The organism is Pseudomonas sp. RL_105y_Pfl2_101 (assembly GCF_963970585.1).
GTDB lineage: Bacteria > Pseudomonadota > Gammaproteobacteria > Pseudomonadales > Pseudomonadaceae > Aquipseudomonas.
Window position 1 is genome coordinate 1 of record NZ_CAXAPG010000015.1, and the last position, 20,427, is coordinate 20,427.

Annotated in this window: 14 protein-coding genes; 9 read left to right on the plus strand and 5 right to left on the minus strand. The window is 60.3% G+C overall.

The window, feature by feature from the left end; genetic code table 11:
- Positions 1-196, minus strand: a 196-nt coding sequence (locus AACY31_RS16920) for a carbon starvation CstA family protein (RefSeq protein ID WP_335945250.1), incomplete at its 3' end; no start/stop codon positions are given.
- Positions 197-434: 238 nt separating this feature from the next.
- Between AACY31_RS16920 and AACY31_RS16925 the strand changes: the two genes are divergently transcribed.
- The 5 genes from AACY31_RS16925 (at position 435) to AACY31_RS16945 (ending at position 6,397) form a co-directional block, all read left to right on the plus strand.
- Positions 435-1,796: a cache domain-containing protein gene (locus AACY31_RS16925; protein ID WP_339480763.1), complete on the plus strand. Its 1,362-nt coding sequence runs from the start codon at positions 435-437 to the stop codon at positions 1,794-1,796.
- Between the two features lie 31 nt (positions 1,797-1,827).
- A complete protein-coding gene (locus AACY31_RS16930) occupies positions 1,828-2,460 on the plus strand; it encodes a response regulator (protein ID WP_214512347.1) in 633 nt (210 codons plus the stop codon).
- 455 nt (positions 2,461-2,915) lie between these two features.
- Positions 2,916-3,707 (plus strand): transporter substrate-binding domain-containing protein, encoded by a 792-nt coding sequence (locus AACY31_RS16935; protein ID WP_339480770.1) that lies wholly within the window; start codon positions 2,916-2,918, stop codon positions 3,705-3,707.
- Between the two features lie 96 nt (positions 3,708-3,803).
- A complete protein-coding gene (locus tag AACY31_RS16940; protein ID WP_339480773.1) occupies positions 3,804-5,681 on the plus strand; it encodes a DUF294 nucleotidyltransferase-like domain-containing protein in 1,878 nt (625 codons plus the stop codon).
- Positions 5,678-6,397 (plus strand): 3'-5' exonuclease, encoded by a 720-nt coding sequence (locus AACY31_RS16945; protein WP_339504825.1) that lies wholly within the window; start codon positions 5,678-5,680, stop codon positions 6,395-6,397. The genes AACY31_RS16940 and AACY31_RS16945 overlap by 4 nt, the downstream gene beginning before the upstream one ends.
- Positions 6,398-6,445: 48 nt before the next feature.
- Here the strand turns inward: AACY31_RS16945 and AACY31_RS16950 are convergent, their stop codons facing one another.
- The 4 genes from AACY31_RS16950 to AACY31_RS16965 form a co-directional block, all read right to left on the minus strand.
- Positions 6,446-8,116, minus strand: a complete 1,671-nt coding sequence (locus tag AACY31_RS16950) for a BCCT family transporter (RefSeq protein WP_339480778.1) — start codon at positions 8,114-8,116, stop codon at positions 6,446-6,448.
- A 266-nt stretch (positions 8,117-8,382) separates the two neighbouring features.
- Positions 8,383-9,402, minus strand: coding sequence for a TRAP transporter substrate-binding protein (locus tag AACY31_RS16955; protein WP_339480779.1), 1,020 nt, complete (start codon positions 9,400-9,402; stop codon positions 8,383-8,385).
- A 55-nt stretch (positions 9,403-9,457) separates the two neighbouring features.
- Entirely contained in the window at positions 9,458-10,738 is a 1,281-nt protein-coding gene (locus AACY31_RS16960; RefSeq protein WP_339491905.1) for a TRAP transporter large permease subunit, read from the minus strand.
- Positions 10,735-11,295 (minus strand): TRAP transporter small permease, encoded by a 561-nt coding sequence (locus tag AACY31_RS16965; protein ID WP_339491907.1) that lies wholly within the window; start codon positions 11,293-11,295, stop codon positions 10,735-10,737. Before AACY31_RS16965 ends, AACY31_RS16960 begins: the two co-directional genes overlap by 4 nt.
- A gap of 939 nt (positions 11,296-12,234) precedes the next feature.
- On the opposite strand from AACY31_RS16965, the gene wecB reads away from it, so the two are divergent.
- Genes wecB through AACY31_RS16985 form a run of 4 tightly spaced genes read left to right on the plus strand, consistent with a single transcriptional unit; the run spans position 12,235 to position 20,387 of the window.
- The gene (gene wecB, locus AACY31_RS16970) at positions 12,235-13,467 is read left to right on the plus strand and encodes a non-hydrolyzing UDP-N-acetylglucosamine 2-epimerase (RefSeq protein ID WP_339504827.1); all 1,233 of its coding nucleotides are present in this window, start codon (positions 12,235-12,237) and stop codon (positions 13,465-13,467) included.
- Positions 13,468-13,503: 36 nt separating this feature from the next.
- Positions 13,504-15,717, plus strand: coding sequence for a hypothetical protein (locus tag AACY31_RS16975; protein WP_339480783.1), 2,214 nt, complete (start codon positions 13,504-13,506; stop codon positions 15,715-15,717).
- A gap of 12 nt (positions 15,718-15,729) precedes the next feature.
- Positions 15,730-17,844: a glycosyl transferase family protein gene (locus AACY31_RS16980; RefSeq protein WP_339504829.1), complete on the plus strand. Its 2,115-nt coding sequence runs from the start codon at positions 15,730-15,732 to the stop codon at positions 17,842-17,844.
- A complete protein-coding gene (locus tag AACY31_RS16985) occupies positions 17,841-20,387 on the plus strand; it encodes an NfrA family protein (protein ID WP_339504831.1) in 2,547 nt (848 codons plus the stop codon). Before AACY31_RS16980 ends, AACY31_RS16985 begins: the two co-directional genes overlap by 4 nt.
- Positions 20,388-20,427 lie beyond the last annotated feature (40 nt).

The following is a 20,427-nucleotide window of genomic DNA, read 5'->3' on the forward strand; positions in this document are numbered from 1 at the left end:
CATCGAGTTGCATCACGTTATTGGCGATGAAGAGGCTGTAGTAGCGGTAGGCGACCAGGTAGATGGCCACGGCCGCGACGACGATCCAGAGGGCGTTGATGGGTTCGCCGCGGCGCAAGGCCACGACACTCAACGCACAGGCTCCCAGAACAGCCACGGCAAACCAGGCGAGGTGTTTAACCAGACGGGTTGTCATTGCGTGTCTCCTGCCGATATCCAGTGGATTGCGGCGATTGTTTTTATAGTGTGCCCCGGCTATTCGGAGCCGGCCCAATATCCCTGCAAGTCGTCAATAAATAAATCCGCAGTACTACGTACGGGCTACCTACGTAGTTCTACGTAGACACCAACGCCCACAGGTTTTATGCCTCATCCATGGGTTTGGCATATGATGCCGCCATTCGCCTCCCCGCCGAGTCCGGACAGGAGTACAGATGCTGCTCAAACACAAAATCGTCGCCCTCGGGATTTTGCCGCTGGTCCTGGCCATCGCGGTCATCTGCGCCCTGGTGATCTCGCTCAATCGCCAGTTGGGCGACCAACAGGCGCAACTGATCGAAGACAGCATCCTGGCGAGCAAGCGTGCCGAGCTGAAGAACTATGTCGAGATGGCGCAGAGCCTGATCGCCCCGCTCTATAACGACGGCCAGGGCGACGAGCGCGCGCAACAGCAGGTCCTGGAGGAATTGCGCAAGCTCAGCTTCGGCATCAACGGTTACTTTTTCGTGTACGACCGCCAGGGTCGCAGCCTCATGCACGCCCGTCAGTCGGAACTGGTGGGGCAAGATCTCTGGGACATGAAGGACCCCTACGGCCTGCCGGTCATCCAGGCATTGCTCAAAAGTGCCGAGTCGGGCGAAGGGTTCCAGCGCTATGCCTGGAACAAGCCCTCCTCCGGCCAGGTAACCGACAAGCTGGCCTATGTCGTGATGCTCGATCAATGGGGCTGGATGCTCGGCACCGGGATCTACCTGGAGGACGTCGAGCGCGCCACCCAGCAAGCCCGCGACGAGGTCGCCCGTGGCATCCACACCACCATGCAAGCCATCGCCGCTATCGCCTTGGTGGCGGTCCTGCTGGTGTTCGCTGGCGGCATGACCCTCAATGTCAGCGAACATCGCCTGGCCGACAAAAAGCTGCAGCGGCTGAACCAGCGCATCGTCAGCTTGCAGGAAGAAGAACGCTCGCGAGTGTCTCGCGAGCTGCACGACGGCATAAGCCAGTTGCTGGTGTCGATAAAATTCCAGTTCGAACTGGCCAGCCACGTGTTGGAAAACGGCCAGGAAAACGGCCTGGGCATCCTGAAGGGCGCAACCGATCGGCTCGGCGAAGCCATCGGCGAAATCCGCAGCATCTCCCATGACTTGCGCTCGTCCCTGCTCGACACCTTGGGCCTGCCCGCCGCCATCGGCCAGCTCGCGACCGAGTTCCAACAGCGCAGCGGGCTTGAAGTGTCCTACCGAAGCAACGAATTCGATTGCCGCTTGGAAAATGGCGCCCCTGTCTCGCTATTCCGTATTGCCCAGGAAGCCTTGACCAATATCGAGCGCCATGCCGGGGCGAAAAGTGTCGGTATCACCCTGTTCGGCTCCAGCCAGTCCTTGCGCCTGACGGTGGTCGATGACGGGATGGGCTTCAACGTCCCGCAAGTAGAGCGCGGCCACGCCGGCATCGGCCTGCGCAATATCCGCGAACGGGTCGAGCATTTCGGCGGACGCCTGGAAGTGACCTCGGCACCGGGACGAAGCGAACTGGACATCCTGCTGCCCATGAACCTGTCGGTAACGGAAAACTGATGCGCCTCCCTTCCAACAAGAGCACCTGCCGATGAACCTGCCTCCCGTGATTCGCGTCGCGCTGGTCGATGATCACTCCCTGGTTCGCGACGGCATCAAGGCCCTGTTGTCCGTAATGCCCCGACTGGACGTGGTGGGCGAAGCTGAGAACGGTGCGCAAGCGATTGAAATGGTCGGTCGCAGCCAACCCGACCTGCTGCTGATGGACATCAGCCTCAAGGACATGAACGGGCTCGAGTTGACCCGGTTGCTGGGCAAGCAATACCCCAGCCTCAAAATCCTCATCCTCAGCATGTACGACAATTACGAGTACGTGAGCGAATCCGTGCGTTCCGGCGCCAGCGGCTACGTACTCAAGAACGCGCCGTCGCGGGAAATCATCGCAGCCATCGAAGCCATCATCAGCGGCGGCACGTTCTACAGTGCAGAGATCGCCCAGCGGCTTGCCACCGACCCGCACACCGATAACGAGCTGACGCCACGCGAGAGCCAAGTGTTGTCCAAAATGGTCCAGGGCCTGAACAACAAGGAAATGGCCCGTGAACTGGACATCAGCGTTCGCACCGTCGAGACCCATCGCCTGAGCATTCGCCGCAAGCTGAACATCGACAAGCCCGCGGCCCTGGTGAAATACGCGATCGACCACGGGATTATTTCGCGCTAGGCGGAAATGTAGGAGCTGCCGAGGGCTGCGATCTTTTGATCTTGATCTTGATCTTGATCTTTCACTTCCGACTCAATTGTCTGGAACAAGATCGCAGCCTCGTTGCACTCGACAGCTCCTACGCTCCTACGCTTCTGCGCTCCTACACAGCTCCTGCGCCCTACGGGGGCATCCGGTGCAATAGCCTGGCTGCTGAAGATCGGCCAACAGACTCGGGTCACTTGGTGTCCAGCCCAACAAGGCGCGGGGGTAACTGCCAGCCGTCCCGTGGAAGTTGCCGTCTATGGCGACGCCATGGCCGACATGTTCTGCGCCTACCTGGAAAGCCTGCAACGACGGCCTCTCGCGACGACGCTCAGTTGATGGCTCACGATCAACACCGCAGTGACAGCGAGCCGGCGCTTTTACTACACTCCCCGGTCTCATTCCCTTGCGTTGCGAGACGTCCAATCACTATGAAAAACATAACAAGCTTGATGACGCTCTGTGGCCTGTTGGCGCTCTCCGGCGGTGCCCTGGCCGAGCCGGCCCCTTCGCTGCTGGACCAGGTCCTGCAGCGCGGCGAACTGAAGGTGTGCACCACCGGCGACTACAAGCCCTATACCTTTAAAACCGCAACCGGCGAATACGAAGGCATTGACATCGACATGGCGCGCGCGCTGGCCGCCAGCCTGGGCGTCAAGGTGCAATGGGTGCAGACCACCTGGAAAACCCTGATGCCGGATATGGTTGCCGGTCAATGCGACATCGGCATGGGTGGGATTTCGGTGACGCTGGAGCGCCAGAAGAAAGCCTATTTCAGTCACTCTCTGGACGTGGATGGCAAGATCCCGCTGGTGCGTTGCGAAGACCAGGCGCGGTACCAGACCCTCGAACAGATGAACCAGCCTTCGGTGCGTCTTGTCGAGCCGGCCGGTGGCACCAACGAAGCCTTCGTCCGGGCGTTCCTGCCTAACGGCCAGCTCAGTTTCCACGACAACGTGACCATCTTCCAGCAACTGCTGGACAAGAAAGCCGACGTGATGATTACCGACGCGTCAGAAGCGCTCTACCAGCAAAAACTCAAGCCTGGCCTGTGCGCGGTCAACCCGACCCGCTACCTGCAATATGGCGAGAAGGCCTACCTGCTGCCTCGGGATGACACCACCTGGAAGATGTACGTCGATCAGTGGCTGCACCTGAGCAAGGCCAACGGCAGCTATCAGAAGGTCATTGGGAACTGGTTGGCGGTGCCTGAAGGCCAGTGAGTAACCGGTGCTCGCGCACGCTCGCCTGTATCGGGTTTGTGCGCGACGCCATGGTCTGGCATGTTGGTTCTCTAAAGCGAACAGCCACGAGGCTCTATGCAAATCGAGTTATTGGAAATCAGCGAGCACCTGCATCGATTTCCCCCATTTGATGCCCTGCCCCAGGCAACGTTGGAAGACATAGCCCGGCGTGTCGAGATCGCCTATTTCAAGGCCGGTAGCGTTATCCTCGAAGGGGGCGCCATCATCAATGACCTCCACTACGTACGCAGCGGCGCAGTCGAGATCTATCGGCGCAGCGGCGAGTTGTACGACCGCCTGGTGGAAGGCGATATCTTCGGTCAGGCCGGCCTGCTACGCAGCAATAAGGTGCGTTTTCCGGCCAAGGCCCTGGAAGATAGCCTGATCTATTTCATCCCGGCGGAAGTCATCGCCCAATTGTGCAAACGACATGACAGCTTCGCCGATTTTGTCGAAGCCGAAGGTCATTCCAGGCTCAAATCGGCCGTTGAAGCCCAAGGGCGCGCGAGCGATTTGATCCAACTTAAATCCCGTGCATTGATTTCCCGGAAGCTGGTCTGGGTCACACCACTCACCAGCGTCCAGGAAGCCGCACAGCTGATGACCGAACAGAGCGTTTCCTGTGTCGTCGTCCTGGAGCGGGCCGGGAATAACCCCGGGAAAATGCTCGGCATCGTGACCGATCGGGACCTGCGCACTCGCGTGGTGGCCGCCAACCGTAGCGGCAGCACCACCATCGGCGAAGTAATGTCGAACGATCCGGTGGCCATCCAGGCCGACGACTCACTGTTCGAGGCCATGCTGTGCATGCTTCGCAGCAATATTCACCACCTTCCGGTGATGCATAAAGGGCGCGCTCTGGGCCTGATCAATCTGTCGGACATTATCCGGCACGAGTCCCAGAGCAGCTTGTACCTCGTCAACAGCATCTCCAACCAGACCAGCGTCGAAGGTCTGCGATCATTGCTACGGGATCTACGCGGTACCTACATTCGCATGGTGCGCGACGGTGCCACCGCCCACATGATCGGCAGCGCCATTTCAGGCATTGGCCGCGCCTTCACCCAACGTCTGTTCGAGCTGGCAGAAAGGGAGTTGGGACCGCCGCCGGTGCCTTACTGCTTCATGGTGCTGGGCTCGATGGCCCGGGACGAACAGTTGCTGGTTACCGATCAGGACAACGCCCTGGTGCTGGATGATCGTTTCGACCCGATCCTGCACGATGAGTACTTCAGGAAACTGGCCACATTCGTCAGTGACGGACTCGCCGCGTGCGGCTTTAGCTACTGCAAGGGCGGGATCATGGCGACCAACGCCCAGTGGCGTCAGCCGTTGCGAGTCTGGCGCGACTATTTCACCCAGTGGATTGAAAAGCCGAACGCTGCCACCCTGCTTAACGCGTGTATTTTCTTTGACCTGGACGGGGTCTATGGTCGGCTGGAAATGGTCAACGGGCTCAAAGCGCTTTGCGCTGAAAAATCAAGGGCCACGCCCGCCTTCCTGACAGCAATGGCCCGTAACGCACTGAATAGGACGCCGCCCCTGGGTTTCTTCCGCACGTTTGTCATGGAAACCGACGGGGAGCAAAAGCAGATCATCAACCTGAAGGGACGTGGCACGGCGCCCCTTACCGACCTGATCCGAATTCATGCGCTGGCGTGCGGGAGTACCGCACAAAACTCCTTTGACCGACTCGACGCCATCAGCACGACGAAATGGCTGCAACCGCAAGCCATTGATCATCTACGCTACGCATTGGAGTTCCTATCGATGGTGCGAATACGGCACCAGGCCCATGCCATCGAACAAGGTCGGACACCAGACAACTACATCGTGCCCGAGCGTTTTTCCACCATTGAGCGCCACAACCTCAAGGAAGCGTTCCAGGTGTTGAGCAATGCGCAAAAATTCTTGCGCTTCCGCTATCCCGGCCACGCACGGCCAACACGATGAGCGATTCACGGAACGCGCAGAGGCAGACAACACTGGACTGGCCGGCACGCTTTGAACAGCTGGCACAGCAAGCCAGACACCCTCTCTTGCAGCGCTTCTACCAAGCCGGCGTTGCCAACGGACAGACGCCGTTGGAGCAGGTGGACCTGCTGGCGTTGGACCTGGAAACCACCGGTTTGAATGCCTGTAGCGACAGCATCGTCAGCATTGGCTTGATACCGTTGACGCTCAAGCGGATACGCTGCGGCGAAGCGCTGTACTGGATCATCAAACCCGCGCAACTAACCCACGAATCGGTAACTTTCCATCGCATCACCCACGCCGATATTCGCCATGCCCCCCGGTTGCCGGACATCATGGAACACCTGCTGGAAGCAATGACGGGAAAAATCATGGTCGTGCACTACCGGACCATCGAACGTGACTTCCTGGACCAGGCGTTTCGTCACCACTGGGGAGAAGGCCTGCAATTTCCAGTCATTGACACCATGCAACTCGAAGCGCGGCAAGTCCGGGGCCATCGCAGCTGGCTAGACCGACTGTTGCAACGCCCTCCCTCCTCCGTCCGACTGGCGGACAGTCGGACGCGCTATCACCTGCCGCCCTACCATGCCCATCAGGCCTTGACCGATGCCTTGGCCACGGCCGAGCTGCTGCAAGCGCAAATAGCCACTGACTACAGCCCTGACGTTGCGATTGGAGAACTTTGGGACTGAGGCCGACGATGGAACATGACCCGTTCCATCATCGGCACTCGTTGACCATCAGGATCGCGGTTCGGACAGCAATCCCTTGACCAGCGAAACGCAGCCTACCAGCAGGACAATGGCGAAGGGTAATCCGGTGGACACCGCCATGGCCTGCAAGGCCACCAGCCCCCCTCCCAGCAACAGTGCGATGGCGATCACCCCTTCAATGACAGCCCAGAAGACCCGCTGCGGAACGGGTGCGTCAACCTTTCCGCCCGCGGTGATCGTATCGATCACCAGCGAGCCGGAGTCCGAGGAGGTGATGAAGAACACGATCACCAACACAATGCCCAGCAGAGACGAGATTTCCTTGAGGGGAAGCGCTTCAAACATTGCGAACAGCTTGAGTTCCAGGACAGCGTCCTTCACGCCGCTGAGGCCTTGCAGGGTGGCCTGATCAATGGCCGTCCCGCCAAAGGTCGTCATCCACAGCACCGACACCAGCGAAGGCACCAGCAATACCGAAATCAGAAACTCACGAACGGTACGGCCACGACTGACCCTGGCGATGAACATACCGACGAATGGGGACCAACTGATCCACCAGGCCCAGTAGAACGCCGTCCACCCCTGGGTGAACTCAGTGTCCGCTCGCCCGAAAGGGTTGGACAATGCCGGCAGGTATTGCGCATAGGTCACCACGTTCTTGAAAAACCCGGTGAGGATGGCCACGGTTGGCCCGACGACAATGATGAATAGCAGCAACAGGAGCGCCAGGCCCATGTTGATTTCGGACAGCAGCTTGACGCCCTTCTCCAGCCCGGCGAGTACCGAACACAGCGCAATCAGAGTGATGCCGATGATGAGCACCACCTTGCTGACATTGGTGGACGGGATACCAAACAAGTGCTCAATCCCCGCAGAGGCCTGCTCGGCACCGATACCCAGCGAGGTCGCCAGCCCAAACAGCGTGGCAAAGACCGCCAGGATGTCGATGATGTGCCCGGGCCATCCCCAGACACGCTCACCCAGCAGCGGGTAAAAAATCGAGCGTATCGACAGCGGCAAGCCTTTGTTGAAGGAAAACAGCGCCAGGGACAACGCAACGATGGCGTAGATTGCCCAAGGATGTAGCCCCCAGTGAAAGATAGTCGCAGCCATCGCCAGCTCCGCAGAACCTTTCATGTCCCCCTTTGCACCATCAAGGGGTGCCCAATCCGTACGCACGCCACTGGCATCGACCGTGACTCCGCCCATCGCGGAAGCGTAATGCGACATCGGCTCGGCAACACCATAGAACATCAACCCGATGCCCATCCCGGCGGCGAACAACATGGAGAACCAGCCCAGATACGTATGATCCGGCGTGGCGTCGCGACCGCCCAATCGGACCTTGCCCAATGGCGAAACTATCAACGCCAGGCACAGTAATACGAAGATATTGCCTGCGCTCAGGAAGAACCAGGCCAAGTGTCGGGTCAACCAACTGCGCATTGCGCTGAAGAGCGGTTCGACTTCGTTTTGCAGGGCTAATGTTACGACGACGAACAACAAAATGGTGGCGGCGGAGATGAGGAAGACTTTGCCATGGATATCCAGAGAGAACGAAAACTCACCGCTGATATTGTCCTGTCCTATGACATAGTCTGTTTCAATGAGATTTGCCTCGCCGCTGGGGGCTGGTATTCCCTCCGTGCCGGGCGTCTGAGGTCTTCCTGATAGATCGTCGACAGGATTTTTACCCACGTGAATCTCCTTTGATATACAGCACGCGCATGCGCGCCTGTGGTCTGATGAGTCCCGCTGGTCCAAAATGAAAACGAGATATGTGTGCCATAGCCTAACAAGTTTAGAGCAATGGTTGGAACATTGAGACCGGCCATGACTGTTCTACTAACGGCAACCTGAGCCGAGTGAGGCGCAGCGCTGGCCTTTATCCCAGACGCAACGAAGGGTGCCGAGACAGCCACCGACACCCTTCATAGCCCCGTCACTCGGGGGCTGGCTTCAACTCACTGCGCGGCACGCACCTTGGCAATTTCGTCATACATCATCTTGACCAGCTCGCCATCCAGGGATTTGGCGAACTTGTCGACCACCGGCTTCACCCGCTCACGCAAGCGGTCCTTCTCGGCCGGGCTGATCTCATTGACGGTCATTGCAGCGGCCAACGTGACCTTGGCCTTGTCCATGCTCGCGGCCGTGACGTCACGCTGGAATGTTTGCGCCTCGGCCACGGCCGAGCGGATCAGCGCTTTTTCATCATCGTTGAGGCGGTTCCAGGTTTTCTGGCTGATGATCAGCGACTGCGGGTTGAAGATGTGGCCCGTGACGGAAAGATACTTCTGCACCTCGTAGAACTTGTTGCCCTCAATCACCGTGAAAGGGTTTTCCTGACCGTCGATGGTGTGCTGTTCAAGGCCCGTGTAGACCTCGGGGAACGCCATCGGCACCGGGTTGGCGCCCAGGGCGGAGAAAGTCTCCAGGTAGATCGGTGACTGGATGACGCGAATCTTCAAGCCCTGCATGTCTTCAAGCTTGGTCACCGGGTGCTTGCTGTTGGTCAGGTTACGGAAGCCCAGGTCCCAATAACCCAGCCCGACGAGCCCTTTGCTGTCCAGTTGCGCCGCCAGTTTCTGCCCGACCGGCCCATCGATGACCGCATGGGCTTCCTCGACGTTGTTGAACAGGAACGGGAAGTCGAGCATGGCATAATCCGGTGCCTGGGCGGCCAGGATCCCGGAGTTGAGCACCGTGATGTCCAATGTGCCGCCCTGCAACGCCGACACCGTTTGCACGTCGCCGCCCAGCGTACCGCCGGGGAACAGGCGGACCTTGATCTTGCCACCGCTCTTTTCGCTGAGCAGATCGGCAAACTTCTGCGCGCCCTGCCCTTGCGGATGCTCCTTGACGTTCTGGAACGCGAATCGCAGGGTGCGTTCGCGGATTTCATCTGCGTGGCTGACCACGCTACCCAGCAGCAGTCCCGTTGCGCACGCCCCGGCCAACAGGGTTTTCATCAGTTGTCCCATGTCACTCTCCGATCGTTATTGTTTTTAAGTTGAGCTACTACGGCTTGCACCGGCCTCAACCGGTGAAGAATTTCAGCGGGCCCAAGACCAGTTGTGGGAACACGACCAGCAGGAACAGCACCACCAGTTGCGCCAGCAGGAACGGCCACACGCCACGAACGATCTCTTCGATATTGAGCTTGCAAACCCCACTCACCACATTGAGCACTGTGCCTACGGGCGGGGTAATCAGGCCGATGGCGGTGTTGATCAGAAACAACACGCCAAAGTAAACCGGGTCGATGCCCGCCTGGGTAACCGCCGGCATCAGCACCGGTGTAAGGATGAGGATGCTTGGCGTCATGTCCATGACCGTAGCGACCAGGATGATCATCAGCATGATGACTACCAACAGCAGGGTCGGGCTGTCCATAAACGGCTCGAGCACCGCCGCCAGTTGGCTCGGCAGATCGGCAATAGTCACCAGCCAGGAAGAAACCATGGCGGCGGCGACCAGCAGCATCACCACCGAAGTGGTCTTGGCCGAGGACAGGATCACCTCGTACAACTGGCTGACTTTCATTTCCCGGTAGATCACCAGAGAGACGAATAGCGAATAGACCGCCGCCACCACTGCCGCTTCCGTCGGGGTAAAAATGCCGAACTTGAGGCCAAAAATAATGATGATCGGCAAGCCCATGGCCCAGCTGCCCTGAACCAATGCCCGCAAGACCTGGGCACGGGATTGCTTGGGTGGCGTCTCGACATTCTCGCTGCGGGAGACGAACCACCAGGCAATGGCCAGCGCCATTGCGAGCATGATCCCTGGCACGATGCCGGCCAGGAACAACTTGGAGATCGACACGCCGGAGGCCACGCCAAAGACAATAAAGCCAATGCTCGGGGGAATGACCGGCGCGATAATGCCACCGGCAGCAATCAAACCCGCCGAGCGCGCCCGATTGTGCCCGGCCAGCACCATCATCGGCACCAGCAACGCCGCCAGTGCCGCCGCATCGGCCACGGCCGAACCGGAGAGCGACGCCAGCAGGCAGGACGCGATGATCGCCACATAACCGAGGCCACCACGCTTGTGCCCCACCAGCGCCATGGCGATGTTGACGATGCGTTTGGACAGGCCACCGACGTTCATGGTTTCGCCGGCCAGCATGAAGAACGGCACAGCCATTAGCGGGAAACTGTCCGCCCCGTTGAGCAGGTTCTGGGCAATGATTTGCGCGTCAAACAGATCCAGGTAGAACATCAACGCCACGCTGACCACCAGCAAGGCAAACGCAATGGGCATGCCCAGTGCCATGCTGCCAATCAAGGACCCGAGGAAAATAACCAGTGTCATGGGCGGGTACTCTTGATGGGGTCAGCGGTGACGGGGTTATGGGTGATTTCCTCGGCATCGTTGGCCTTGACCATCACCAGCTCGTTATCCCCGAGCTTGCCAAACAGCGCCAGGTAGAGCTCGTAGAACAGGATCGCTGCGGCACTGGCGCCAAACACCAGGCCAGCACCGTAAAACAGTGCCATGGACAAACCTGACGCCGGGGCAACGACATTCAGGTTGATCGCGGCCTGTTGCCAACTGCCACTGAAGATCAGCCAGCAGATGTACAGCATCAGCAGATGGCTGATGACCAGGCAGATACGCTTGCCGGCCGGCGGCAAGCGCTTGACCAGGCTGTCCATGCCCAGGTGAGCACGGTCCTTGAGCGCCACCAGGGCACCGAGAAAAATCATCCAGACGAAGAACCAGCGCGACAACTCCTCCGACACACTGATGCCAGAGTTGAAGGCATAACGCAGCACCACATTGCCGAACACCAGCACGATCATCGCGACCATGCACAAGACAATCAGCAGCTTCAGCAGCTTGAAATACAGATCGACGATTTTTGTCATTTTGAAGAACTCCGAGGCTTGTCGAGCGCCGACATCCCGCTGGCGCGATAAGACCGCAAACAGCGTAGCCGCTATCGGATCGAACCTGAGAGGCTGGAAGATGCTCCAGGACTGGAACAACGAATCAAGGGGAAATGGGGTGCTCGCAAACGGAAAGGCATGAGTATTCCTCTATTTTTATTATGGTCTTGGTCACGTTGGACAAGACTGATTGCCGATAAAATGTACCACCCGGTTAGTTTGGTCAATAAGCCAGGCAGGTGTGCAACACAAAGCGTGCGGTTATCGGTCGGACCGGGCGAACGAGTTGCTGCCATTTGGATTCGAATGGGGCGATTCCAGGCAACCTGTCTTATTCATAAGTAACGACTCTGCCGAGTGGGCCCTGGCGACAGAAACATCTTTCCGACTTATTAATATAAAAACTCGAATTAAATTGAACTTTCGCCAAAACACAAACTTCACGCATAACTAACCACCCTCTAAGCGAGCAGCCTCCCGACGATTTACAGGCGCCATTTCGATGACGCATCGCCTGTTCAACAAGCAACTATTCGGCGCCAAAAAAACCACAGCGCCGTTTGCCTGAACACTTAGCGCGCATATGCCCGCCATCTAACAGAACAATAAATCCTTTAAAATCAATGGGTAATACTCTTTACAGCAGCAATAACAAAACGCTAAACCCCAACTTCAAAATACCCCTCTAAAAAAATATTGATAGAACCCCTCACATTAAACCTTTGCACTTATGATATTTAATGCTATTAATCTTCCGCCCCGATTTTCAAGATGCTAGCGCGTCACTTCCTGTGTACGTCAAACCGCTGTCTGACAACGGGCTACCTCTTAAAACTTAAATCGCTTATTTACTCGAACGCCTCATCGCGTCCGGCTGGGCTGTTGTGCGGCGCAGCAAACTGCACAAGGAAGGGCATCATGGCAACTAATCATCCACGAATCAGGATCCTCTCGATCTTCGGTACCCGTCCGGAAGCCATCAAGATGGCGCCCCTGGTCAAGGCTCTCGCCACCGAACCGGGCATTGAGTCACTGATCTGCGTCACCGGCCAGCATCAGAGCATGCTCAAGCAGGTACTGGACCTATTCGATCTCAAGGCCGACTTCACCCTTGACGTGATGACACCGCACCAGACACTCAACTCCCTGACTGGCGCGTTGTACGCAGCCATCGACCCGGTGCTGGAACAAACCCGGCCGGATCGGGTGCTGGTCCATGGCGACACCACTTCGGCCATGGTCGCGTCGATGGCCGCCTTCCATCGACGCATCCCCGTCGGCCATGTGGAAGCCGGCCTGCGTACTGGCGACATCTACAGCCCCTGGCCGGAAGAAATGAACCGCCGGTGCATCGACCTCAGCGCCGACCTGCTGTTTGCTCCCACCGGACAGTCACGCGACAACCTGCTGGGCGAACGCCTGCAAGGTCGTTGCCTGGTGACCGGCAACACCGTGATCGACGCGCTGCAACTGACGGCCCGACGCATCAATGATGATGCCCGGCTGCGTGACGAACTGGACCAACAGTTCCCGTTCCTGCAAACCGGAAGCAAGCTGCTGCTGGTGACCGGTCACCGCCGGGAGAACTTCGGCGAAGGCTTCCTGGACATCTGCAAGGCCCTGCGCCAACTGGCCCAGCGCCCGGATATCCAGATCGTCTACCCGGTGCACCTCAACCCGAACGTACTGGGGCCGGTTACCGAACAACTGGGCGATCTGCTCAATGTGCATTTGATCAAACCGCTGGATTACCTGGCCTTTGTGCGCCTGATGCAACACGCCCACGTCATCCTCACCGACTCTGGCGGCGTGCAAGAAGAAGCGCCGTCCCTGGGCAAGCCCGTGCTGGTGATGCGCGACGTCACCGAACGCCCCGAAGCCGTGGCCGCCGGCACTGTGCGCCTGGTGGGCACTTCCCCCGCCTCGATCGTCGCCGGTGTGGACGCGCTGTTCGACGACGAGGCCTTGTGGCGCCGAGCGTCACAGGCCGCCAACCCCTATGGCGATGGCAAGGCCAGCCAACGCATCGTCGATACCCTGATGGGGCGCCCGGTCAGCGACTTTGTCGTGGGCCAGGCGCATTCGTCCCAGGAACTGGCATATGCGCCAACGTCCGCGCCACGGGAGTTGCTCGTCGATTTCACCTCATAACTGCTATCCACCCTTATCAGATCGAGATTTGCCTGAATGAAGCCTTCCGTTGCCAACCCTACGGGCGCGCTCAGCGCCCTTGCCTGTGGCCTGAGCCTGCTCGCGCTCATGCCGACCTTTGCCCTGGCTGCGGATAGCCCGCTGACCCAGGCTATTCATCGACTCAACGCCGATACCCGCCAGACACGTGAAGTGCGCTTGAGCGACCTGGGCATCACCGCGCCGATCCTCTTGAGCGCCAGCGACGCCCGCCGCGAGCTCTACCTGCCGGTGCCCGCCGGCGTTGCGCTCGATGACGCCACCTTGCAACTGGATGCCAACTACCTCAATGGTGAAGGCGGTCGCAACACCCTGCTACTGTCCCTCGATGGCTACCCAGTGCGCGCCGAAGGGCTCAGCGAGGCACAAGGCGATGCCAGCGCCACACTCGGCGTCCACAAGGCCGCACGTGACAACGGCCTGGTGCGCCTGGGCATTGCCTGGTCCTCGGTGGTGCCTCGGCCGTTGTGCGAAGATGATCGGGTCATCGGCAATGTGCTGCGCATCCAACCCGAGACGCGCCTGAGCTACAGCTACGACGCCAGCCAGTTGCGCGACGTCGGTGCGGCCTGGGCGGCCCTGCCCGGCGAGCCCGGCATTCTCGTCGCCCCTGGCGCGTTGTCCGCCGCCAGCTACGATTCGGCCTGGCGCCTGGGTGTCGCACTGGAGCGCATCGGCAAACACAGCCGCATCCTGCCCTTCCCTGTCGTGCAGGACAGCGTGGACTTGAGCGGCCTGCGCATCCCTGCCGAGCTATTGAGCATTCCTGCCTTCGCCAGCCTCAACGGCAAAGGCCCGCACAGCTTGGCCAACCCGGCCGAGATCGGCGCACTGCTGGTGTTGGGCCAGACCCCGAACGTACAGGCTGACCTGGCGATCAACGACCCGGAGCTGCTCAAGGCCATCAACCAGTCTCTGGACGCCTTGCAAAGCCAGGTCCAGGGCCTCGACACAACGGCAGCCAGCGCGCTGAGCCTATGGCGCAAACAGCACATCAACGCCGCACTGGCGAGCGCCGACACCGACAGCGTACGCCTGGCGCTGCTGGGCACTCGCCCGGTCCTGATGATCGCCCCACAATCCACCGGCAAAGCCTTGTCGCTGCTCGGTTCGACCTGGAGCAAACTGGCGACAAGTCGCCAATTGACCGTGAGCGAAGCGCAAACACCGTTGAGCGACGATGGCCGTGTTGCCCTGTCGCGACTGGGCGGCGCCCCTGGCAACTTCGACGTGGCCTCGCGATTCGACTGGAGCACTTCGTTCCCCCTGGGCAGCGTGGCTTACGACGGTCGCGTGCCCGTCACGGCCGTGGTCGACGTCTCCGCCGCCCCGGGTGCTTCCCCTACAGCACCGGTGGCCTCGCTGTTTTTCAATGATTTCCTGATCGGCGCGCAGCAACTGACCGCCAACGGTGAGCCGCAGCGCATCCAGGCCCACATCCCGCGCTACGCCCTGGGCTCGAAAAACACCTTGCGCGTATCGTTCCAGCGCCAGCCGGTCAGTGACCGCTGCCTGGAAACGCCGCAAGCCTTCCCCGTATCGGTCCTGCCGACCAGCCACATCGTCCTGGAAAAAGCGGCGCTGGACGACGATTTCTCAGGCATGGCCGCACGCTTCGCCGTGGACACCCAGATTTTGGTTCCCCGGGCCTACCTCGACCAACCGGCCAGCAGTCTGGCGCGGGTCATTTCGGTGGCCGATGCCAGCGGTGTTTCGCCGCTGCGCGCGCAGCTCAAGGTCAGCGCTGATGCGAACGCCGTCGTCAGCCCGGACAAAGCCTTCCTGGCCTTCGAGTTGCCGCTCAAGGACAGCCAGGAATCGGTCCAGGTCGATGAGCAAGGTCGCCTGCGCATCAACCACAAGGACCAGGTGTTGCTGGACATACAACCCCTCAACCAATTGGCCTCGCTGCAAGTGGTGCAGACCGCAGGCCAGTACGGCCTGGTCTACCGGGCCCTGGGCAACCAGCCGCCAAGCCTGGCCAAGCCGATTGTGCTGACCCGTGGCGACGTGGCGATTCTGGGCAACAACGGGGCCGTGGCGATCTTCGATACCCAAGACCCAAGCGGTAGCCTGCTGATCGACCGCGAAGAACCCAAAGGTCTGGACGCCTGGCGAAAACCTTCGCTGCTTTGGCTGATCCCGGGCGCCATTATCCTGTTCCTCCTCTTGTTGCTGGCAGGCCGTAGCGCCCGTCGCAATCGCCAGTAACGGTACCCTTCGATGACGTCGCTTTATTGGCCCTATTGGCTGGCCCATTACTACAACTACCTGGAGATCGCGACCATTATCGTCGCGGTGCTGATCCTGATCTCCAGCCTGGATGATCTGATCGTTGACGTGTGGTACTGGTCTCGTCGCCTGTACCGAAAGCTCACCGTGGACCGCCGCTACCGGCCGCTGACCGTCGAGCAATTGTTGGCCCGGGACGAACAGCCCCTGGCGATCATGGTGCCGGCCTGGTTGGAATACGACGTCATCGCACCGATGATCGAGAACATGGTGTCGACCCTCGACTATCAGAACTACGTGGTCTTCGTCGGTACGTACATCAACGACCAGCGCACCATCGACGAAGTCGAACGGATGCGCAGGCGCTACAAACAACTGCACCGTGTCGAAGTGCCCCATGCCGGGCCGACCTGCAAGGCCGACTGCTTGAACTGGGTGATCCAGGCGATTTTCCTGCATGAGAAAACCCATGGTATGACCTTCGCCGGCGTCGTCCTGCACGACAGCGAGGACGTGCTGCATCCGCTGGAACTGCGCCTGTTCAACTACCTGTTGCCGCGCAAGGACATGATCCAGTTGCCCGTGGTGTCGCTGGAGCGCAACTGGTACGAATGGGTGGCGGGTGTCTACATGGACGAGTTCGCCGAATGGCACGGCAAGGACCTGGTGGTGCGTGAAAGCATGACCGACACCGTGCCCTCGGCCGGCGTTGGCACTTGCTTTTCCCATCGCGCCCTGCGGGTGCTGGCCGGTGAAACCGAAAACCAGCCGTTCAACACCGACAGCCTCACCGAGGACTACGACGTTGGCGCGCGCTTGGCCAAGGTTGGCATGAACGCGATTTTCGTTCGTTTCCCGGTGCAGTTCCGGGTGCTGCGCAAATCCTGGTTCCGCAAACCTTACGAATCGACTCTGACGATGCCACTGTGCGTGCGCGAGTTTTTCCCGGACACGTTCCGCACGGCCTTCCGGCAAAAGGCCCGCTGGACCCTGGGCATCGGCTTGCAAGGCTGGGAGCAGATGGGTTGGCACGGTTCGCTGGCCAACCGATACCTGCTGTTTCGTGATCGCAAGGGGGTGGTGACGGCGTTCGTGAGCATCGTCGCCTACGTCATTCTGGTGCAACTGCTGGGCTTGATCATTCTGCGCCACAGCGGCTTGTGGGATGCCACCTTCCCAACGCCGTTCGAAAGCATTGGCCCGGTCAAATACCTGCTGTTGGCCAATGGCGTCGCCTTGGTCTGGCGCATCCTGCACCGCTATTACTTCACCGCCGTGCTGTACGGCTGGCAGCATGGCTTGCTGTCCATGCCCCGCATGCTGGTGGGCAATTTCGTCAACTTCATGGCCGCTTCCCGGGCCTGGCGCATGTTCCTGGTGGGCAAGGTGATGAATCGCAAGCTGGTCTGGGACAAGACCATGCACGATTTCCCTTCCACCGACCTGGTCGCCATCGCGCCACGCCGCCTGGGCAGCGTGTTGCTGTCCTGGCAAGCCATCACCGACACGGCCCTGCAAAGCGCCCTCGACGAACAACAAACGCGCAACGTGCCTTTGGGGAGAATTCTGCTCAACAACGGCTGGCTGGACGATGAAACCCTGGCCGAAGCCATCGCGTTCCAGAATGACCTGCCCCGGGTCTTTGATGTCGCCGAGAAAGCCGCGGCCTCGACATCCTCGTTAAGCCCCGAGTTTGCCTTGCGCTGGCGGGTCGTGCCCCTGGGACGCAATAGCGAAGGCTGCGAACAGATCGCCGTCGCTAACCCCTTGTCTGACGAAGGCCTGCAACAGGTCAGCGCCGAACTGGGCAGCGAGCCGGTGCAATTGATCGCCCGGGAAAGCGAAATTCTCGCGCTGTTGCGCAAGTTGCCTGCACGCAACGGCCACACCGTGCCAAATGCCCGGGCACCGCTGTTGGGCGACCTGCTGATCGAAATGGGCCTGCTCGATCGCGACGAGTTCAGTCGCGTCATGCTCCAGTACCGGCCGCAACACCACGGCCGCATCGGTGATTACCTGGTCGACAGCGGTGTGCTGCCACGTTCGACGATCGAACAGGCCGTGGCCCGTCAGCACAATCTCTACCCAACGGAGCTCCCGGCATGAACCGCCCCTACCTGACCCTTTTGGCCACGGGGCTGAGCCTGATACCAGCGTTTGCGCTTGCCGAAACGTTGCCGCTGCCATTGTCCGGTCCGGCCTATACCGCCGCCAACGAAGCCTACAGCGCCTACGAACGCAAGGACTACGACCTGGCCATCGCCAAGGCACGCGAAGCCCTGCGCCAGCGGGCCGACGTGACGCGCCTGAACACCCTGATTGAGTTGGCCGAACGAGACAAGAAACTGCGCGACCACCCCCTGTCCCGGACAGCGTCGCGCCCCGCTACCACAGCACCGGGTTTTATCGCCGCGTCCCAGGGGTTCAAGGCCTATGACCGCGAACAATTCGGCCTCGCCACACAATCGGCCCGCAAGGCCATCGCTCAAGCACCTCGTCGCCGTGAATATCGACTGTTGCTGATCGACTCCTTGCAGCGCCAGCAACACTTGGAAGAAGCCGACCGGGCCACCGCCGCTGCCCTTGGCGTCTTTGCCAACGACAACACGTTGTTGATGCGTCGCAAAGCCATTCGCCGTCAACTCGCCGTACCGCTGGCGACCCAGGGCTATCGCGCCCTGGAGCAAGGCAACACAGCCCTGGCCGTGGACCAGGCGCGCAAGGCGGTGACCTGGGCCCCGGAAATCACCGCCAACCAGCAGTTGCTCATCAGTGCGCTGCTGGCGGCGAAGGATTACCCCGCGGCCGAACAGGCTGCCTCTGGCTCGCTGAAACTGGACGATCGCCAAGCCGCGCCATGGATCCTGCGCAGCTACGCCCGGGATCGTCAGGGTAAGTTGCAGCCAGCCCAGGCCGATCTGAACCGCGCCCTGTCCCTGCCTGGCTTGTCGACAAACGAGCGCCGGGACATCCGTCTCTTTGCCGTCGACGCTGCCCTGGCGCGCGGTGAGCCTCAGTACGCGCTGCAGCAGTTGCAGTCGTTGGGCAACGACGACAGCGATGAAGTGACCCGTCGCAGCGGTGCGGCCCGTGCAGCGCTGCGCCAGAAAAACAAAGGCCTGGACACCCTGGCCCAATTTCCACCACCGCCCCTGGAGTGCCAGGAAAGCACCTTCGGCCTGACCTGTGCGATCTGGCCGGGCAGTTCCCATGATGCCGGTACTGCGCTGGCGTCCCAGGCCTATACCGCCCTCGCCCGCAAAGACCCGACGACCGCAGTCGCCCTGGCGAACCAGGCCGTCGCACGCGCCCCGCAGAACCCGGCGTATCGGCACCTGCTGGTCAGCGCCCTGACGGATCAGAAACGCCTGCCCCAAGCCATCACCGCCGCCGGCGAAGGCCTGCAAATCCATAGCGACGACGCCCGGCTATTGGTCATGCGTGGACGCCTGCGCCAGCAATCCGGGGACGATGTTGGCGCCCGGGATGACTTTACCCGCGCCCTGGCGCTAGGCAGCCTGCCGGCCTACGAAGAAGCCGGTTTGTATGCCGCCATCGGTCAGCGCCGCACCGCCCGCGAACGCCTGCAAGAGGCGCGGGCTACGGGCGAACTGGCGTCGGTGAGCGATCTGCAGGTCGCCTACCTCTCGATGCAGGCCGGAGACGATGAGGCGGCTCACGATGCGTTCCGCAAGGCCGACGCCAGTACGCCATTGACCACGGCGGCGGCCCAAGACGCCGCCTACAACGCGATGCACCTGCATGAAGACGACGAAGCCGTGGCGTACTTCGAGCGCGTCATCGATGGGCAAGAAACCGCTGAGACGCCGCTGTCCGCACAACAGTTGTTCGATACCCGTCGCACCGTCGGCGATGTATCGCGCAGACTCGGCCTGACCAGCACCACCAGCTATCGCGGCAACAGTTCCAGTGGTCTGAGCGCCGCCCCGGGCACCAGTGGCAGCGGCAGCGAAAGCAATGACCTGCTGCAAAACAGCACCGAACTGTCGTGGCGTCCGTTGGGCTACCGCAATGGCCGCTTCGTCGAACTCTACGGACGCATCACCGACACCCTGTGGAGCAGGAACAGCGATTCGGACACCGGTGCGGATGCTTTGCAAGGCGCTCTCGGCGTGCGGGTCAAGCCCTTCAGTTCGGTCAACATCATGGCCGCCCTTGAACGGACCTTCCCGCTTGGATCTTCCAATGTCGACGGCGACTGGCTGGTGCGGCTGGGCTACGGTTCGAGCATCGGCACCGATCTGCGGGTCGATGTGCCGAGCTGGTGGACTTCGCAGCTTTACGCCGAGGTCGGCCACTACATCAACGACTCGCGCGACTACTTCAACAGCGAATGGCAAGTGGGTCGCAGCTACGCCATCGGTGGAACCGGCTCGCGCTGGGTGAGCTTCCCTCATGTCGTCGCGGCGATCGACTACGATTCCAAGATGAAGAGCAAAGCCGGCGGCGGCTTTTCTTCCGGCGACGCCGGGGGGATCGGGATAGGAAACAACGTACGTTACTGGTTCCGGGAAGACGCCTACAACGCACCACGTTCCTATGTGGACCTGTCCCTGCAATACCGGGCCAGGGTGTTTGGCGAGGACCGCGCCAAAGGCGTGTTCGCGCGCCTGACCTACTCCTACTGAGGACGTTGGTGGGATATGCGGTTCGTCAGTACGAAAAGCG

Bases quoted from the DNA above. Each gene is read 5' to 3' on its own strand.
- AACY31_RS16925 (WP_339480763.1), top strand. From the start codon at position 435: ATGCTGCTCAAACACAAAATCGTCGCCCTCGGGATTTTGCCGCTGGTC.
- AACY31_RS16930 (WP_214512347.1), top strand. From the start codon at position 1,828: ATGAACCTGCCTCCCGTGATTCGCGTCGCGCTGGTCGATGATCACTCC.
- AACY31_RS16935 (WP_339480770.1), top strand. From the start codon at position 2,916: ATGAAAAACATAACAAGCTTGATGACGCTCTGTGGCCTGTTGGCGCTC.
- AACY31_RS16940 (WP_339480773.1), top strand. From the start codon at position 3,804: ATGCAAATCGAGTTATTGGAAATCAGCGAGCACCTGCATCGATTTCCC.
- AACY31_RS16945 (WP_339504825.1), top strand. From the start codon at position 5,678: ATGAGCGATTCACGGAACGCGCAGAGGCAGACAACACTGGACTGGCCG.
- AACY31_RS16955 (WP_339480779.1), bottom strand. From the start codon at position 9,402: ATGGGACAACTGATGAAAACCCTGTTGGCCGGGGCGTGCGCAACGGGA.
- AACY31_RS16960 (WP_339491905.1), bottom strand. From the start codon at position 10,738: ATGACACTGGTTATTTTCCTCGGGTCCTTGATTGGCAGCATGGCACTG.
- AACY31_RS16965 (WP_339491907.1), bottom strand. From the start codon at position 11,295: ATGACAAAAATCGTCGATCTGTATTTCAAGCTGCTGAAGCTGCTGATT.
- wecB (WP_339504827.1), top strand. From the start codon at position 12,235: ATGGCAACTAATCATCCACGAATCAGGATCCTCTCGATCTTCGGTACC.
- AACY31_RS16975 (WP_339480783.1), top strand. From the start codon at position 13,504: ATGAAGCCTTCCGTTGCCAACCCTACGGGCGCGCTCAGCGCCCTTGCC.
- AACY31_RS16980 (WP_339504829.1), top strand. From the start codon at position 15,730: ATGACGTCGCTTTATTGGCCCTATTGGCTGGCCCATTACTACAACTAC.
- AACY31_RS16985 (WP_339504831.1), top strand. From the start codon at position 17,841: ATGAACCGCCCCTACCTGACCCTTTTGGCCACGGGGCTGAGCCTGATA.